Below are 17,387 nucleotides of genomic sequence, written 5' to 3' on the forward strand. Positions count from 1 at the left end.
AACTACCTATTTTTACATATACTTTAACAAATTCGTAAATTCTTGGATTTCTTTTTCTTGATCTAAAATGATTTTTTTCGCTATATCAGTGATAGTTTTATCTTTAGAATAAAATAAAATTTGTTTTGAAGCATCTACTGCACCTTGATGATGTGCTATCATCGCTTCTAAAAAGTCTTTATTGATGTTTTTGCTTTCTTTAACCGAACTCATTAAAATCATCATTTTTTGCATTAACTCTTTTTCTTCTTGAACGAATTTTTTATAAGTTTCTTCATCAATTTGAGTTTTTGTATAAAGATTTTTATCTAGAATTTCTTGAAATTCTTGGATTTCTTTTTCTTGAGCTTTTATGATATTTTGAGCGATTTTTTTCATCTCTTCACTTTTAGTATGTTCTAATAAAAGCTTAGATGAATCAATAGCACCTTGGTGATGTGGAATCATATTAGCTAAAAAATCTCTTTCTATGTCATTGCTTTGTACTAAAGGATTTTTCATCATAGGTTCATGCATACTCATCATGATTTGTGATGAAATACTTCCAGAAGCTCCATGATGAGCATGATGAGAATTTGCAGCAAATAAAGTACTTGCTAAAACTAAATTTGAAACTATAGTTTTAATTTTCATTTTTTTCCTTTTTTTAAAATAACTTTGGAATGTTATAAAAATTATATAAACTAAAATTAACAAAGAAAAAAACATTTTTTTGTTATAATCTATAATACTAAAAAAATAATAAGGATGTTATATGCTAAAAGAACTACTTGAAATAAAAAAAGAAATGGAACCTATAATTCATGATTGTTCAGTAAAAATTCAAGTAGCCGCAAGAGAAGTAATCGTAAGAAAAAGAGAATATGAAATCTATGGTCCTATGATAGATAGAGTATATCTTGATAATGCTATATATATAAAAGTTTTTGGTAGTGGGCGTGATACTAAAAGCACAAAAGTAGATATTAAAAACGGCCTATATATGGTTTATGTAGCACCTGATAAACCTACTAATCAAGAAATTATGAATAAACTAAAAATAGCATTTGAAAGTATAGATAATAAATTCATCTCAAGAATTTTAGAACTCAATAGAAGAATGAAAGAAGTGATTAACAAAACTCAAGCAACCCTAGCAAAAGCATCAAATATGAATGTTTTGATAGAAACAAATCTAGGCGAAGCTACTGCGGCACATAAATTTGTAATAACTATTAAATATTTAAAAGATAATCAAAAATTAGAATTAAAAAATTCAAAATCTGCAGGAAGTTTTAGAGATACCAAAAATCATATCAACCTAGTAGTAGAAAAAAATACTGATTCTGCTGTATGTGAAAAACTTCTACATGATGTTGAAATTTATTTTATAGGAAATGGAAAGTAAAATCACTTTTTTACTCTCAAATTTGCTAAATGCGTCAAAGCTACTGCGATAGCATCGGTAATATCAAGTGGCTTGATGTCTTTTGAAATTCCAAGTAATCTTTTTACCATAAAAGCTACTTGCTCTTTAGTAGCTTTTGCTTTACCTGTTACGGTTTTTTTCACTTGTAAAGGTGTGTATTCTGCAAATTCTCCATGAATTTGTAAGATTTTTAAACTCAAAGCTCCACGAAATTGTGCTAGTTTTAGAACCGTTTTTGGATTATAAGCAAAAAATATATCTTCTATAGCTACCTCATCAAACTGATGATTTTTAAAGATTAGATCAAGTCCTTCACATAATTCTGTGATTTGATACTGTAAATCATTGGGTTTGATTTTGATAAGTCCTGCTTCTATGAGTTGATTTTTATTATTTATTTTTTCTATAATAGCATATCCACAATATCTAGAACCAGGATCTATCCCTAAAACTTTCAAACTTTTCACCTTTTTATTCACATAGATGTGAAATTTAAATTTTTATGTGAATAATTTTAACCATTTTTTATAAAAAATAAGCTAGAATTTTAAGTTTTACATCATAATTTATAAGAATAATAATGAATATAAAAGATTTTTTATTTGAATTTAAAACTGAAATTAGCAATAACGAATACAATACTTACATTTCTCACTTACAATTTAGTGAAAAATTAAGTAAAAATAATATCTTAGTATTTATCGCACCAAATCATTTTTTGGCTAAATTTATACAAACAAAATACGCACAAAAACTAGCTTATTTTTATGAAGTAAAAACAGGGATTAACCCTCAAGTTAAAATCATTACAAATGATCAAAAGATAGAGAAAAAACATTTTTCTACAGATATTTCACAGATTAAATTTCAAAGTACTATTTTAAATCCTTCTTTTACTTTTGAAAGCTTTGTTGTAGGAGATTCTAATCAATTTGCCTATGCAACTTGCAAAGCCATTACCGATAAAAGCAAACTTGGAAAATTATACAACCCTATCTTTATCTATGGCCCTACAGGACTTGGAAAAACTCACTTGCTTCAAGCTGTCGGAAATGTGTGCTTGGATAATGGATATAAGGTTATTTATGCTACAAGTGATAATTTTATCAATGATTTTACCATGCATTTAAATAACAAAACTATGAGTAAATTTCATGAAAAATACAAAAATTGTGATGTCTTACTCATCGATGATGTGCAGTTTTTAGGTAAAACAGATAAAATTCAAGAAGAATTTTTCTTTACTTTTAATGAAATCAAAGAAAAATTTGGACAAATCATCATGACAAGTGATAATCCTCCAAACATGTTAAAAGGCATAACAGAACGCTTAAAAAGCCGTTTTGCAAATGGGATCATCGCAGATATCACTCCACCTCAGCTTGATACAAAAATCGCAATTATCAAGAAAAAATGTGAATTTAATGCTATTTATCTCAAACCTGAAGTTATAAGCTACATCGCTACTTCAATGGGAGATAACATCCGAGAAATTGAAGGTATGATTACAAATCTAAATGCCCAAGCAAGGCTTTTTAATCAAGAAATCACTTTAGAAATCGTTAAAAGCTTTATGAAAGATCACATTAAAGAAACAAAAGAAAATATTAGTGTTGAAGACATACTTGCTGATGTTTCAAAAAGCTATAATCTTAAATCAAATGATATAAAATCAAATAAAAAAACACAAAATATCGTTATGGCAAGAAGGGTTGTGATATATTTAGCAAGAGAGCTTACAACTATGTCTATGCCTCAACTTGCTAGATTTTTTAATATGAAAGATCACACTGCCATTTCACATAATATTAAAAAAATTCAAGAGTTAATGAGTGAAAATGAAAACCTAAAAGCCATAGTAGAAGAATTAAGAAATAAAATTTTAACAAAAATAAAAAGTACCCTGTGAATAAAAGTGAAAAATAAAAAATTTTATTCTATGAGTAAAATTTCTATAAAAAAAGGCTTTTAAAAAGCATTTCACATTTTCACATTGCTTATTATTATGATAAAATAAATTTAAAAAACAAAGGAAGTAAAAATGAAAATTAGCATTAATAAAAACACTTTAGAATCTGCCATAGTTTTAACTAACTCTTATGTAGATAAAAAAGACTCAAGCAACATCGCTTCTCACTTACTTTTTGAAGTAGTTGAAGATAAATTAATCATAAGGGCAAGTGATTATGAAATAGGTATTAACTATAAAATCAAAAAAATTAAAGTTGAAAGTGCAGGTTTTGCAACTGCTAATGCTAAAAGTATTTTAGATATCATTAAAAGTTTAAATAATGAAGATGTGGTCTTAGAAACTATAGAAAATTTCCTTTTTATTAGACAAAAAGGAACTAAATATAAACTTCCTATGTTTAATTATGAAGATTTTCCAAATTTCCCAAGCACTGAAGGAAAAGATAAATTTGATATTGATTCAAGTGATTTAAGTAGATCTTTGAAAAAAATCCTACCTGCAGTTGATACAAATAATCCAAAGTATTCTTTAAATGGTGCTTTACTTGATATAAAAACAACCCACATTAGCTTTGTAGGAACAGATACTAAACGCTTAGCGGTTTTTACACTAAATAAAACAAACGAAAAAGAATTTAATCTTTGTATCCCTAAAAAAGCTATTTTAGAAATGCAAAAAATCTTTTTTGAAAAAATTGAAATTTATTATGATGAAAATATATTGATTGCAAAAAATGATAATTTTGAGTTTTTTACAAAACTTATTAATGATAAATTCCCTGATTATGAAAGAGTAATTCCAAAAAATATCACAAAAGAATTTATTTTTAAAACAGAAGAATTTATGGATGCATTGAAAAAAATCAATGTAATCACTGAAAAAATGAAATTAAATTTCCATAAAGATAAACTTGTATTTGAAGGTATTAGTTTAGATAATATGGAAGCAAAAACTGAACTTGAAATGGAATTAAACATAGATGAAGAATTTAATCTTTGCATTAAAAATAAATTCATCACTGATTTTTTAAATTCTATTGAAAGTGAAACATTCAAACTTAGCATAAATGAACCTCATATGGCATTCTTAGTTTCAAGTGAAGAATTACAAACTGTAATTATGCCAGTTATTTTATAAGGAAAATAAATGCAAGAAAATCAAAATTATGGCGCAGGAAATATTAAAGTTTTAAAAGGCTTAGAAGCTGTTAGAAAACGCCCTGGTATGTATATAGGTGATACCAACATAGGCGGTCTTCATCATATGATTTATGAAGTAGTGGATAATTCTATTGATGAAGCTATGGCAGGTTTTTGTGATACGATTAATGTAGAAATTACTACAGAAGGCTCTTGTATAGTAAGTGATAATGGTAGAGGAATTCCTGTGGGAATTCACCCTACTGAAAATATCCCTACTTTAACTGTAGTTTTAACCGTGCTTCATGCAGGTGGAAAATTTGATAAAGATACTTATAAAGTTTCAGGTGGTTTACACGGGGTTGGTGTAAGCGTTGTAAATGCTTTATCAAGAAAATTAGTTGCTACAGTGCATAGAGATGGAGAAATTTATCGCCAAGAATTTTCAGAAGGTAAAGTTACAAGTAATTTTGAAACCATAGGTAAAAGTAAAAAAACAGGAACAATCATAGAATTTTGGCCAGATGATCAAATTTTTGAAGTGACTGATTTTGATTATGAAATTTTAGCTAAAAGATTTCGTGAACTTGCATATTTAAATCCAAAAATTACTATAAATTTTAAAGATAATCGTGTAGGAAAAGCAGAAAGCTTTCATTTTGAAGGTGGTATAAGTCAATTTGTTACAGATTTAAATAAAAAACAAGCTCTAACTAAGGCAATATTTTTCAATGTAGATGAAGAAGATGTAAATGTTGAAGTAGCATTGCTTTATAATGATAGTTATAGTGAAAATTTACTTTCTTTTGTTAATAATATAAAAACTCCAGATGGTGGAACGCACGAAGCAGGTTTTAGAATGGGCTTAACTCGTGTTATTAGCAATTACATTGAAGCAAATGCTAGTGCTAGAGAGAAAGACTCTAAAATCACAGGTGATGATGTAAGAGAAGGTTTAATAGCAGTTGTAAGTGTTAAAGTACCTGAGCCACAATTTGAAGGACAAACTAAAGGAAAATTAGGTTCAAGCTATGTTAGACCTATAGTTTCTAAGGCTTCTTTTGAGTATTTGACAAAATACTTTGAAGAAAATCCTATCGAAGCAAAAGCTATCATGAATAAAGCTTTAATGGCAGCTCGTGGTAGAGAAGCAGCTAAAAAAGCTAGAGAATTAACCCGTAAAAAAGAAAGTTCAAGTGTAGGGACTTTACCAGGAAAATTAGCTGATTGTCAAAGTAAAGATCCGAGTGAAAGCGAAATTTATTTAGTTGAGGGTGATAGTGCGGGAGGTTCTGCAAAACAAGGTAGAGAAAGAACTTTCCAAGCGATTTTACCTTTAAGAGGTAAAATACTCAATGTTGAAAAAGCAAGACTAGATAAAATTTTAAAAAGTGAACAAATTCAAAATATGATCACAGCCTTTGGTTGTGGGATCGGCGATGAGTTTGATATAGAAAAACTAAGATATCATAAAATCATTATCATGACAGATGCTGATGTAGATGGTTCTCACATACAAACTTTGCTTTTGACATTTTTCTTCCGTTTTATGAATGATCTTGTAACAAATGGACATATTTATTTAGCTCAACCACCTTTATATCGTTATAAAAAAGGACAGAAAAAAGAAATTTATCTAAAAGATGAAAAAGCTTTAAATGATTATTTGATCGAAACAGGTATAGAAAGTTCTACTTATGAGGGCATAGGATTAAATGATTTAAAAGATTTTCTAAAAATCGTTGCAGCTTATAGAAGTGTTTTAAAAGAATTAGAAAAAAGATTTAATGTGATTTCAGTGATTAGATATTTGATAGAAAATCCTGATTTGATAAAAGCTTCCAATGAAGAATTATTTAAAGTCATAAAAGAATTTTTAGAAAAACAAAATCACAATATCTTAAATTCATATATCAATGAAAATGAAATTCGTGTTTATGTGCAAACTGAAAATGGTTTAGAAGAGCTTATCATTAATGATGATTTATTTGCTAATCCTTTATATGAAGAGGCAAATTATATTTATCAAAAAATCAAAGATAGAGATTTAAAATTTGATAAAGATATTTTAGAAATTTTAGATGAAGTTGAAAAAAATGCTAAAAAAGGTGCTTATATACAACGCTATAAAGGTCTTGGTGAGATGAATCCTGAACAACTTTGGGAAACAACTATGGATCCAAGTAATCGTCGTTTGTTAAAAATCACCATAGAAGATGCTCAAAGAGCAAATGATACTTTTAACCTTTTCATGGGTGATGATGTAGAACCACGCCGTGAGTACATACAAGCTCATGCTAAAGATGTTAAACATTTAGATGTTTGATTTTTAAAATGAAAACTTTTTTACAAAATATTCCAAAAGTAGAATTGCACTTACACATTGAAGGCTCATTAGAGCCTAAAATGATGTTTGAATTAGCTAAAAGAAATAACATTGTTTTAAAATATAAAAGTGAAGATGAGATACAAAAAGCTTATAATTTTTCAAATTTACAAGATTTTTTAGATATATATTATCAAGGTGCAAATGTCTTACAAACCAAGCAAGATTTTTATGATTTAACCTTTGCTTATATGAAAAAGTGTAAAGAGCAAAATGTAGTTCATACTGAAATTTTCTTTGATCCTCAAACTCATACTGCTAGAAATATAGCTTTAAAAGATGTTATAGAAGGAATTTGGCAAGCTTTGCAAAAAGCAAAAGAAGAATTTGGAATTTCAAGTTTTTTAATCGCTTGTATTTTAAGGCATTTAAGCGAGGATGAGGGTTTAAAAACTTTAGATGAGCTTTGTTTATATAAAGATAAGATCAAAGCCATAGGACTTGATAGTTCTGAAATCAATAATCCTCCTTTTAAATTTAAAAATTTATTTCAAAAAGCTAAAGAAAAAGGCTTTTTGTTAGTTATACATGCGGGTGAAGAAGGAAGTAGTGAGTATATCAAACAAGCTTTAGAACTTGGTGCAAGTAGAATAGATCATGGTGTTAAATGTGAGCATGATAATATGCTTTTAAAAGAAATTATTCAAAAACAAATTCCACTAACAATGTGTCCTTTATCAAATGTAAAATTAAAAGTTTTTCAAAATATGCAAGAACATAATATTTTAAAACTTTTAAAACAAAATCTCTGTGTTTGTGTAAATTCAGATGATCCAGCGTATTTTGGAGAATATATTTTAGAAAATTTTATAGCCTTAGATGAAGCTTTTAAACTTAGTAAAGATGAGGTTAAAAAACTTTGTATTAATGCCATTAATGCTTCTTTTTTACAAGAAAATAAAAAAGAAAATTTAAGAAAGCTAATTTTTAATTTTCAAGAATGATTTTTTTACTTGGGGGAGAAAGTCACACAGGTAAGACCTTGCTTGCTCAAAAACTTCTTGAAAAATTTTCTTATCCTTATTTGAGTTTAGATCATCTAAAAATGGGTTTGATTAAAGGAATGAAAGATTTTCCTTTTAAAGTAGATGAGGATGAAAAAATAGCTGAGTTTTTATTTCCTATTGTAGATGGTATAATTCAAACTTGTATAGAAAATAAACAAAATTTAATCATTGAAGGAATTTATCTTACTCCAAAAAAGCTACAAAAATTTCAAAATCATTCTGATATTAAAATACTTTATATCATTTTTTCAAAAGAATATATTTTACAAAATTATGAATTAATCTATCAAAATGAAAATGCTATAGAAAAGCGTTTATTTAGTGAAAAAGAAGAAATAAACACTCTTATTTTAAATCATCAAAAACTTAAAACTCAATGTGAAAATTTAAATCTTCCTTTCATAGAAATTCAAAAAGACTATGAAACTGAATTAAAAAATGCAATAGAATTTTTTGCCTAAAAGCAAGTAAATAGTTATATAATATCTAAAAAATTATAAGGATTAAAATGCATTTTACTCAGCAGCAATTGCAACGATTAATGCTTCATTATGCAGGGAAAATCGCTAAAGATAGAAAAGAGCAAAAAATAAAATTAAATTATAATGAAGCTTTAGCTTATATATGTTATGAATTAATGGAACTTGCAAGAAAAAATTTAAGTGTAAGTGAATTGATGAGTATAGGAAAAACTTTACTTACAAGTGAAGATGTGATAGATGGTGTTGCAAGTATGCTTGATGAAATTCAAATAGAACTTCCTTTTGAAGATGGTACAAAATTAGTTACTATACATGAACCTATAGCAAATGATGATAAAATAAAAGCTGGAGAGATATTTTTATCATCAGAATTTATTGTGCTTAATGAAAATAAAACTTCTATAGAAATCAAAGTAAGCAATAAAGGTGATCGTCCTATACAAGTTGGCTCGCATTTTCATTTCTTTGAAGTTAATCGCTTTTTGTCTTTTGATAGAGAAAAAGCTTATGGTAAAAGGTTAAATATCGCTTCAGGAACAAGTGTGAGATTTGAACCAGGTGAAGAAAAAACAGTAAGTTTAATAGAATTTGGTGGTTTAAAAAAGGTTTTAGGTTTTAATAATCTTTGTGATGATTTTATCAATGATGAAAATAAAACTAAAGCTTTATCAAAAGCAAAAGAGAAAGGATTTCTTTGATTAAGATTAGCAAAAAAGACTATGTAAATATGTATGGTCCAACAACTAATGATAGAGTAAGATTAGCAGATACAGATTTAATTTTAAGAGTAGAAAAAGATTATACTTTATATGGTGAAGAAGTTAAATTTGGTGGTGGTAAAAATATCAGAGATGGTATGGCTCAAAGTGTGAGTGAGGGAGAATTTCCGGATTTAGTTTTAACTAATGCTTTGATCGTTGATTATACCGGTATTTATAAAGCAGATATTGGGATAAAAAATGGCTATATAGTAGGTATAGGAAAAGCAGGTAATCCTGATATACAAGATGGAGTTGATCCTAGCTTAATTATAGGCACAAGTACAGATATTATTGGTGCAGAAGGTTTAATAGTAACTGCAGGTGGTATTGATACTCATATACATTTTATTTCCCCAACTCAAATTGAATGTGCTTTATATAGTGGTGTTACTACTATGATAGGAGGTGGCATAGGACCAAGTGAGGGAACAAATGCTACAACTTGTACAAGTGGGGTTTATCATATACATTCTATGTTAAAAGCTACACAAAATTACCCTATGAATTTTGGCTTTTTAGGTAAAGGAAATTCAAGCAATAAAAATGCTTTGAAAGAGCAAATTATAGCTGGTGCATGCGGCTTAAAAATTCATGAAGACTGGGGTGCTACTTCTAGTGTGATTGATGCTAGTTTAAATATAGCTGATGAAATGGATATACAAGTAGCTATCCATACAGATACTTTAAATGAAGCAGGTTTTGTAGAAGATACGATTAAAGCTATTAATGGTAGAGTTATCCATACTTTTCACACTGAAGGTGCAGGTGGTGGTCATGCTCCTGATATTATTAAAATGGCAGGTTTTAAAAATGTTTTACCTGCAAGTACTAATCCTACTATGCCTTTTACTAAAAATACCATTGATGAACATTTAGATATGCTTATGGTTTGTCATCATTTAGATAATAAAATCAAAGAAGATGTTGAATTTGCAGATAGTAGAATTCGTCCTGAAACTATAGCAGCAGAAGATAAACTTCATGATATGGGTGTTTTTAGCATTATGAGTAGTGATTCTCAAGCTATGGGACGCGTAGGTGAGGTGATTTTAAGAACATGGCAAAGTGCTGATAAATGCAAAAAAGAATTTGGTGCTTTGAAAGAAGATAATGATTTAGATGATAATTTCCGTATTAAACGCTATATAGCAAAATACACTATAAATCCTGCTATTGCACATGGGATTGATAGTTATGTTGGTTCTATTGAAGTAGGAAAATTTGCTGATTTAGTGCTTTGGCAACCTAAATTTTTTGGAGTAAAACCAAAGCTTATTTTAAAAGGTGGCTTGATAGTAGGTGCAAAAATAGGCGATGCTAATGCTTCTATCCCAACGCCTGAGCCTATTATCTATGAAAAAATGTTTGGAGCAAATTTAAATGAAAATGCTTTACATTTTGTTTCTAAAGCTTCTTTAGAAGCTAATATACCTGAAAAATTAAGCTTAAAAAGAAAATGTGTTGCAGTAAAAAATTGTAGAAATATCACTAAAAAAGACTTGAAATTTAATGATAAAGTTCAAGATATAGAAGTAAATCCACAAACTTATGAAGTAAAAATAAATGGTGAGCTTATTAGCTCTAAGAGCGTTGATTCTTTAGCTTTAGCTAGAAAATATTTTATGATTTAATGATTTTACTTCAAAATAAAATAACGCATTATGATTTAAACAAAGAATGCGATTTTTTAGAGCTTAGTTGGTTTGATACTTTTAAAAAGATATTAAGAACAACGACTTTAAAAGGACTAGATGTCGCTATAAAAATGCCTAATAATAAAGGTTTAAATCATAATGATTGTTTATATGATGAGGATTTTTTGATTTTAGTGAAAATCAAACCTGAAAAGGTTTTAAAAATTCACATAGAAAATGAATACAACCTTGCTTTAATAAGTTATCAAGTGGGCAATATGCACTTAAATTTATTTTATAAAGATCATAAACTCATTACTTTAGAGCAAAACTCTATCATAAGGTTTTTAGAAAAATTTAATATAAAATACGAAAAATGTGAGGAAATTTTAGAGCCAAAATATATGCTTGATATGCCAAGTTTTATCCAAGTTGATCCAAATTTTAAACTTATTAAAGAATAAAGATGAATAAATTAAATTTTTTACTTTTACAAATTAGTGATTCTTCTTTTCCTATAGGAGCTTTTTCACATTCTTTTGGTTTAGAATCTTATGTGAATTTTGCTTATATAAAAAATATAGAAGATGCTAAAAAAGTTTTAAAAACTCAGCTTTATTCTAATATTTTGTATTTTGAGCTTTTAGCTTTGAAAATAGCTTATGAAAATGCAAATGATGTAGAAAATTTACTAATTTATCAAAGAAAATTTTTATCAAGTATAGTTACAAAAGAACAAAGTCAAGCTTATGTTTTTTTAGCTAAACGCTTTGTAAAAAATGTCAGTCTTTATGGATTATCAAATCCTTTATTAAATCAATATATTAAAGGAAATCAAACTCCTATTTATCCTTTTGTGTATGCTTTATTTTGTAAAGATAATGAGCTTGATTTTATGTATGAAAGTTTTTTATTTGCTTTAATGAGTAATTTTATTAATATTCTTGTGAAAATTGTGCCTTTATCGCAAAATGAAGGGCAGATTTTACTTTTTCAACTACAGCAAGATTTTCAAAAGGTTCTTTCTAAATTACAAAATTTAACTTTAAAAGATTGGTGTGAAAATCACAATATCTTAAATGATTATTTGGGTATAAAACACCAAAATTTAGCATTTAAAATTTATATTTCTTAAAAGGGTTCTAATGGTTAAAATAGGCATAGGTGGTCCTGTAGGTAGTGGTAAAACAGCTTTAGTATTAAATTTATGTCAAGCTTTAAAAGATGAACTTTCTTTGGCTGTGATTACAAATGATATTTATACAAATGAAGATGCAAATTTTTTAATCAAACAAGGTGTTCTTGAAAAAGAAAGAATCATAGGAGTACAAACTGGAGGTTGTCCTCATACAGCCATTAGAGAAGATGCTTCTTGCAATCTTGAAGCTGTTGAACTTTTACAAGAGCGTTTTAGTGATTTAGATCTTATTTTTATAGAAAGTGGCGGAGATAATTTATCAATGACTTTTTCACCTGAACTTGTGGATTTTTTTATCTTTGTTATAGATGTTGCCCAAGGAGAAAAAATTCCACGCAAAGGTGGTCCTGCTATTTGTAGATCTGATTTAATGATTATCAATAAAATAGACTTAGCTCCTTATGTGAATGCTTCTTTAAAAATCATGCAAGAAGATACTTTAAAAATGCGTGGAGATAGACCTTTTATCATGAGTAATCTTCAAACTAAAGAAGGTTTAGATGAAATCATTACTTGGATTAAAAAATACACACTTTTAAAGGATTGATTTGTTTGCTCAAAAGAGTGTTTTTAAACTTACATTAGATACTATCAATGAAAAAACTATCATAAAAAATTCTTTTTTCACTCCTCCTTTTAAGCTTATGAGGAATTTTTATGATAAAAAATTAACTAGTATATATGTTTTAAACTCTAGTGCTGGAATTTTCAAAGAGGATCATTTAAGTTTTGAAATCATATGTAAGAAAAATACAAACACCGCTATACTCACACAAAGTTATGAAAAGGTATATGATACTAAAGATTCTTTTGCGAGTAAAAATATTGATTTTACTCTTGAAGAAAGTGCAAGCTTTTTTTATATGCCAAAACCACTTTTGCTTCAAGAGAATGCAAATTTTATACAAAATACAAAAATCAATCTAGCTTCTTTTTCAAGATTAGTTTATGTTGATTTTGTCATTTTTGGTAGAGTGGCTATGGATGAAAAATTTGCTTTTAAAAATTATGAGAGTTTAACTCAAATTTATAGAAATGATACTTTAATTTCAAATGATAAAATTAAAATCAATCCTTCCTATATGAAAGAAAATGAATTAAATTTTTTTGCAAATCATACGCATTATTTGAGTATTTATCTTTTTGGATACGATGAGTTTTATGAAGAATTAAAAGCTTTATTTGACGATATAAATCAACTTTTTTATGAGGGTTTGTGCATAAAAATTCTTAGCAATGAAAGTGAAAAATTACTTTTACTCCAAGATAAGCTTTTTAAATTTTGTCAAAATAAAATATAAAATATTGTGGTATTATAAAGTTTTAAAAACAAACTAAGGATTATAAATGCGATATGGTGAAAAATTCAAATAATAAAATATTTTAAAAATTATAATATCATTATAAGTATATTATATAAATTACATTAGGAATAATATATGTTGATACAATTTAAAATAAGAAATTTCAAATCTATAAAAGATGAAATTATTTTTAGTATGGTAGCTGATGATGAAATTAGTAAAAACAAAGAAAATACTTTTGAATTTAATAAACAAATAACGTTATTAAAAAGTGTTGTACTTTATGGAGCAAATGCTAGTGGTAAAACAAATATTTTATCAGCATTTAGAGTATTTATGGCTATAGTTTTAAATGAATATAAAATTATTATAAGTGAAGATAAAATACCTTATTTTCCATTTAAAACTTTAGAAAATCAGCCCACATTTTTTGAAATTGTCATAGGTATAAAAAAAGATAAAATTCTTTATAGATATGGTTTTGAATATAACGAAAATATTATATTAAAAGAATGGCTTTATAAAGAAGAACAAAATAATGGAGAAAAATTACTTTTTATAAGAAATAAAAATAAAATAGAATGTATAAATTTTGATGAAGGAAAAGGATTTGAAAATAATACTAGAGAAAATGGATTATTTTTATTAAAATGCAATAGTGAGAATGGATTTATTTCAAAACAAATTTTAAAGTGTTTGGCAAGTTATAATTTTATCTTTGACAATGAAAAATTAAATACTACAGAAGAAATCATTCAAAATGATAAATTTAAAAAGGATGTTCTGGATATAGTTAAAAATGCGGATTTTGGTATTACAGATATAAAATTTTTACAAAAAGAGGTTAGGAAAAAAGATTTACCCAAGGATATTTTAGAAATTATAGAATTGCATCAAAAAAAAATGAAGATAAATGAAATAGAAAATAAAAAAGAGAAATTTTTAATTTCTGATTTAAAAATTATACATAAATTAGATGGAAAAGAAATTGAATTTAATAAAAGTGAGGAATCTAAAGGAACAATTAATTTATTTAATTTAGCAGGTCCTTTAGTGGAAGTGATAAATAATAATCAAATTTTATTTATTGATGAACTTGATTCTAGTTTGCATATTTTATTGGTAAAAAAAATTATAGAATTTATACATTCTAAAAAAAATAAAAATGCTCAATTTATATTTGTAACGCACAATGTAAATGTTATGGATATGTTTAGAGATGACCAAATCTATTTTATAGATAAAAATAATAAAGGATCAAGTAAAATTTATTCTTTAATTGAATTTAAAGATTTACAAGAAAATGAAAATAGAATGAAAGAGTATTTAGATGGAAGATATAATGCTATACCTGATTTAAATAAGTTTGGTGAGATTTTATAATGGTATATAAAAGACCTAAAAATAATAAATCAAAAACAACGAAGTTTTTAATAATATGTGAGGGTGAAAAGACAGAAATACAATATTTTGAAAATTTTAAAAAATATGAAGAAGTAAATAAGCTTTCGTTGATAGTTAATTGCGCGAAACACCCAGATCCTAATAATATATTACAAACTTGTATTAATAAAAAAACTGAAAATGAATATGAAGAATCATGGATAGTATTTGATCGTGATGAAAGAAGAGCAGAAGTTATAGATATAGTCAAAAAAGATGCTAACCAAAATAATATAAGGGTAGCATATTCCAATCCTTGTTTTGAATTATGGTATTATTTGCATTTTTGTTTAATACAAAGTGAGATCGACTGTAAAACACTATGTGAAAAGCTTAAAAAATATTTTGGCGAAGAATATCAAAAAAATAAAAATTATTTTGATAAATTAGAAAACAAAACACAAATAGCTATTAATAATGCAAAAAAATTACAAGAAAATAGTAATCCATATACTAATATTTACGAATTAGTGGAAAAACTTATACCAAAGGAAAATTTATGAGATATGGTGAAAAAGAAATCAAAGAATTTAGCGTAGAAAATATGGAAGTATGGCCAAATGATGCTAAAAATGATTATGTGATTAAAATTACTTTGCCTGAATTTATGTGTTGTTGTCCGCGTAGTGGATATCCTGATTTTGCTACTATTTATCTTGAATATATACCAAATAAATTAGTAGTAGAGCTTAAAGCTATAAAACTTTATATAAATACTTTTATGTATAAAAATGTTTCACATGAAGCAAGTATAAATGAAATTTACAATACTTTAAAAGAAAAATTAGATCCAAAATGGATAAAAGTAGTAGGTGATTTTAATCCGCGTGGCAATGTCCATACTATTATAGAATGTAGATCTGATTTAGTAGTACCTAAATGACTTTTAAAGTTAATTTAACTTTAAAAGTCAATATTATATTAATTTTAAAAACATAAAATTTAAATACATTTACTTTTAGAAACACTTCATTATAAATAAGATAATTTTTATATTATTTTATATAAAAATATTTTAAAATTTTATCCGGAAATTATATTTGAAGGATAAAACATGCAAAATCATTTAGACCAAAACCAAAATTTACAAGATGATCGTAGGGGATTTTTAAAAAATTTAGGTATTACACTTTTAGGAGCTAGTGCATTAGCAAATGTTTCTTTGGATAATTACTTTTTAGGAAGTAAAGTTCTTGCTAAAGAATTAGATACTTTTAAAATAGAAGGTAAAAAAGATGTGATTTATCATGGGCAAAGACCTATGACAGCTGAAACACAAATTTATGCTTTAGATTCTGATTTTACAAAACCTGAAAATTTCTTTGTAAGAAATAATGGTATTCCACCTGAGCTTTCTGTAATTAAAGAAAAAATGAAAAAAGGCTGGACACTTGAAATTGGTGGTGAAAGTGTAAAAAATGCCAAAACTTATACTTTAGATGAATTAAAGAAAAAATTTAAACATTACACTTATGCTTTAACTTTAGAATGCGGTGGTAATGGAAGAGGTGAAGTTATACCTAGCACTAAAGGAACTCAATGGGGATATGGAGCAGTTGCATGTGGTAGATGGACTGGAGTTAGATTAAAAGATATTTTAGAAGATTGTGGTATAAAAGATGATGCTGTTTATATAGGGTATTATGGGATCGATACAAAATTAAATGGCGAAGAAGCTTCTCCTATTAGTAGAGGTGTGCCTATGAAAAAAGCTATGCAAGATGAAACATTAATTGCTTGGGCTTATGAAGGTAAAGATATACCTTGGATTAATGGCTATCCACTTCGTTTAGTCTGTGGAGGTTATCCTGCAAGTGCAAGCGGTAAATGGTTATCAAAAATTGTTGTAAGAAATAAAGTTCATGATGGTGAAAAAATGGAAACTTCTTACAAAGTTCCTGTAAATCCTGTAAAACCTGGTGATTTTACAACTAAAGGCGAAATGAAAATAATAGAATCTATGCCTGTTAAATCTATCATAACTAATATCAAAAATAATGACAAAATTAAAGCAAATAAAAAATTCGAAGTTAGAGGAAAAGCTTGGGCGGGTGAACTTGAAGTTAGCGAAGTTTATGTAAGTAATGATTATGGTGTAACTTGGACTAAAGCAAAAGTTGAAAAACCTTTAAATCGTCTTGCATGGCAAAAATGGAGTGCACAAATTTCAATTCCTACTAAAGGATATTATGAAATTTGGGCAAGAGCAATTGACAACAAAGGAAATAGTCAGCCTATGGTTTTAGCACAATGGAATCCTAATGGTTACATAAATAATGCTTGTCATAGAGTAAATGTTTTTGGAGTATAATATGATAAAAAAGATTGTTTTAATTTTATGTATAGGATTTTCTTTTATTTTTGCAAATTCACAATATAAAATAAATCCTGATACAGGCTTAATTATAGATGAAAATTCACCTTTAGTAGAAGCTCATTGTTTAGCATGCCATGGATCAGGATTAATTACTAATATGCGTGCAAGTAAGCAAGCTTGGCTTGCAGCTATTAGATGGATGCAAGCTTCAGAAGGTTTATGGGAAATTCCTGCTGAAGATGAAGAGAAAATTCTTAATTATCTTACAAAATACTATGGAGAAAAATACGATACAAGAAGGAGAATTCCTTTAGTTTTACTAGAAAAATAATATAA

The 17,387-nt window shown here is 27.0% G+C and carries 19 protein-coding genes; 17 read left to right on the top strand and 2 right to left on the bottom strand.

Annotation, left to right across the window (positions count from 1 at the left end):
* Positions 1 to 12: 12 nt before the first annotated feature.
* Positions 13 to 633 carry a DUF305 domain-containing protein gene (locus L8U37_RS01435; RefSeq protein WP_263728411.1) on the bottom strand — a complete coding sequence of 207 codons (621 nt, stop codon included), beginning with the start codon at positions 631 to 633 and terminating at the stop codon, positions 13 to 15.
* Between the two features lie 121 nt (positions 634 to 754).
* Here L8U37_RS01435 and L8U37_RS01440 point away from each other — a divergent pair, with 121 nt between their 5' ends.
* Entirely contained in the window at positions 755 to 1,387 is a 633-nt protein-coding gene (locus L8U37_RS01440) for a hypothetical protein (protein WP_133319079.1), read from the top strand.
* A 2-nt stretch (positions 1,388 to 1,389) separates the two neighbouring features.
* Here the strand turns inward: L8U37_RS01440 and ruvC are convergent, their stop codons facing one another.
* Complete coding sequence (gene ruvC / locus L8U37_RS01445) at positions 1,390 to 1,866, bottom strand: crossover junction endodeoxyribonuclease RuvC (protein WP_263728412.1); 477 nt, start codon at positions 1,864 to 1,866, stop codon at positions 1,390 to 1,392.
* A gap of 122 nt (positions 1,867 to 1,988) precedes the next feature.
* Here ruvC and dnaA point away from each other — a divergent pair, with 122 nt between their 5' ends.
* The 16 genes from dnaA (at position 1,989) to L8U37_RS01525 (ending at position 17,382) form a co-directional block, all read left to right on the top strand.
* Positions 1,989 to 3,317 carry a chromosomal replication initiator protein DnaA gene (gene dnaA, locus L8U37_RS01450; RefSeq protein ID WP_220566951.1) on the top strand — a complete coding sequence of 443 codons (1,329 nt, stop codon included), beginning with the start codon at positions 1,989 to 1,991 and terminating at the stop codon, positions 3,315 to 3,317.
* 132 nt (positions 3,318 to 3,449) lie between these two features.
* Positions 3,450 to 4,517 carry a DNA polymerase III subunit beta gene (gene dnaN / locus L8U37_RS01455; protein WP_039617031.1) on the top strand — a complete coding sequence of 356 codons (1,068 nt, stop codon included), beginning with the start codon at positions 3,450 to 3,452 and terminating at the stop codon, positions 4,515 to 4,517.
* 9 nt (positions 4,518 to 4,526) lie between these two features.
* A complete protein-coding gene (gene gyrB / locus L8U37_RS01460) occupies positions 4,527 to 6,845 on the top strand; it encodes a DNA topoisomerase (ATP-hydrolyzing) subunit B (RefSeq protein WP_263671557.1) in 2,319 nt (772 codons plus the stop codon).
* An 8-nt stretch (positions 6,846 to 6,853) separates the two neighbouring features.
* Positions 6,854 to 7,849 (top strand): adenosine deaminase, encoded by a 996-nt coding sequence (locus L8U37_RS01465; protein ID WP_263728413.1) that lies wholly within the window; start codon positions 6,854 to 6,856, stop codon positions 7,847 to 7,849.
* The gene (locus tag L8U37_RS01470; protein WP_263728414.1) at positions 7,846 to 8,373 is read left to right on the top strand and encodes a hypothetical protein; all 528 of its coding nucleotides are present in this window, start codon (positions 7,846 to 7,848) and stop codon (positions 8,371 to 8,373) included. The genes L8U37_RS01465 and L8U37_RS01470 overlap by 4 nt, the downstream gene beginning before the upstream one ends.
* 47 nt (positions 8,374 to 8,420) lie before the next feature.
* The gene (gene ureB, locus L8U37_RS01475; RefSeq protein WP_039617037.1) at positions 8,421 to 9,092 is read left to right on the top strand and encodes an urease subunit beta; all 672 of its coding nucleotides are present in this window, start codon (positions 8,421 to 8,423) and stop codon (positions 9,090 to 9,092) included.
* Positions 9,089 to 10,786: an urease subunit alpha gene (gene ureC / locus L8U37_RS01480; protein WP_263728415.1), complete on the top strand. Its 1,698-nt coding sequence runs from the start codon at positions 9,089 to 9,091 to the stop codon at positions 10,784 to 10,786. Before ureB ends, ureC begins: the two co-directional genes overlap by 4 nt.
* Entirely contained in the window at positions 10,786 to 11,253 is a 468-nt protein-coding gene (locus tag L8U37_RS01485; RefSeq protein WP_047207825.1) for a hypothetical protein, read from the top strand. The genes ureC and L8U37_RS01485 overlap by 1 nt, the downstream gene beginning before the upstream one ends.
* Before the next feature lie 2 nt (positions 11,254 to 11,255).
* Positions 11,256 to 11,924 (top strand): urease accessory protein UreF, encoded by a 669-nt coding sequence (locus L8U37_RS01490; RefSeq protein ID WP_263728416.1) that lies wholly within the window; start codon positions 11,256 to 11,258, stop codon positions 11,922 to 11,924.
* A 10-nt stretch (positions 11,925 to 11,934) separates the two neighbouring features.
* On the top strand, positions 11,935 to 12,534 hold the full coding sequence (ureG, locus tag L8U37_RS01495; protein WP_214125663.1) for an urease accessory protein UreG: 600 nt from the start codon (positions 11,935 to 11,937) through the stop codon (positions 12,532 to 12,534).
* Position 12,535: 1 nt separating this feature from the next.
* Entirely contained in the window at positions 12,536 to 13,288 is a 753-nt protein-coding gene (locus tag L8U37_RS01500; protein ID WP_263728417.1) for an urease accessory protein UreD, read from the top strand.
* A gap of 138 nt (positions 13,289 to 13,426) precedes the next feature.
* A complete protein-coding gene (locus L8U37_RS01505; RefSeq protein WP_263728418.1) occupies positions 13,427 to 14,674 on the top strand; it encodes an AAA family ATPase in 1,248 nt (415 codons plus the stop codon).
* Positions 14,674 to 15,237, top strand: a complete 564-nt coding sequence (locus L8U37_RS01510) for an RloB family protein (protein WP_261530181.1) — start codon at positions 14,674 to 14,676, stop codon at positions 15,235 to 15,237. Before L8U37_RS01505 ends, L8U37_RS01510 begins: the two co-directional genes overlap by 1 nt.
* Positions 15,234 to 15,617: a preQ(1) synthase gene (queF, locus tag L8U37_RS01515; RefSeq protein ID WP_263728421.1), complete on the top strand. Its 384-nt coding sequence runs from the start codon at positions 15,234 to 15,236 to the stop codon at positions 15,615 to 15,617. The genes L8U37_RS01510 and queF overlap by 4 nt, the downstream gene beginning before the upstream one ends.
* A 171-nt stretch (positions 15,618 to 15,788) precedes the next feature.
* Positions 15,789 to 17,045, top strand: a complete 1,257-nt coding sequence (locus L8U37_RS01520) for a molybdenum-containing sulfite:cytochrome c oxidoreductase, monoheme cytochrome c subunit (RefSeq protein ID WP_044598061.1) — start codon at positions 15,789 to 15,791, stop codon at positions 17,043 to 17,045.
* A gap of 4 nt (positions 17,046 to 17,049) precedes the next feature.
* Positions 17,050 to 17,382, top strand: a complete 333-nt coding sequence (locus tag L8U37_RS01525; protein WP_044599454.1) for a molybdenum-containing sulfite:cytochrome c oxidoreductase, molybdopterin oxidoreductase subunit — start codon at positions 17,050 to 17,052, stop codon at positions 17,380 to 17,382.
* Positions 17,383 to 17,387: the final 5 nt, after the last annotated feature.

The sequence above is a fragment of the Campylobacter sp. RKI_CA19_01122 genome (genome assembly GCF_025771325.1).
In the GTDB taxonomy this organism is placed as follows: Bacteria; Campylobacterota; Campylobacteria; order Campylobacterales; family Campylobacteraceae; genus Campylobacter_D; species Campylobacter_D lari_D.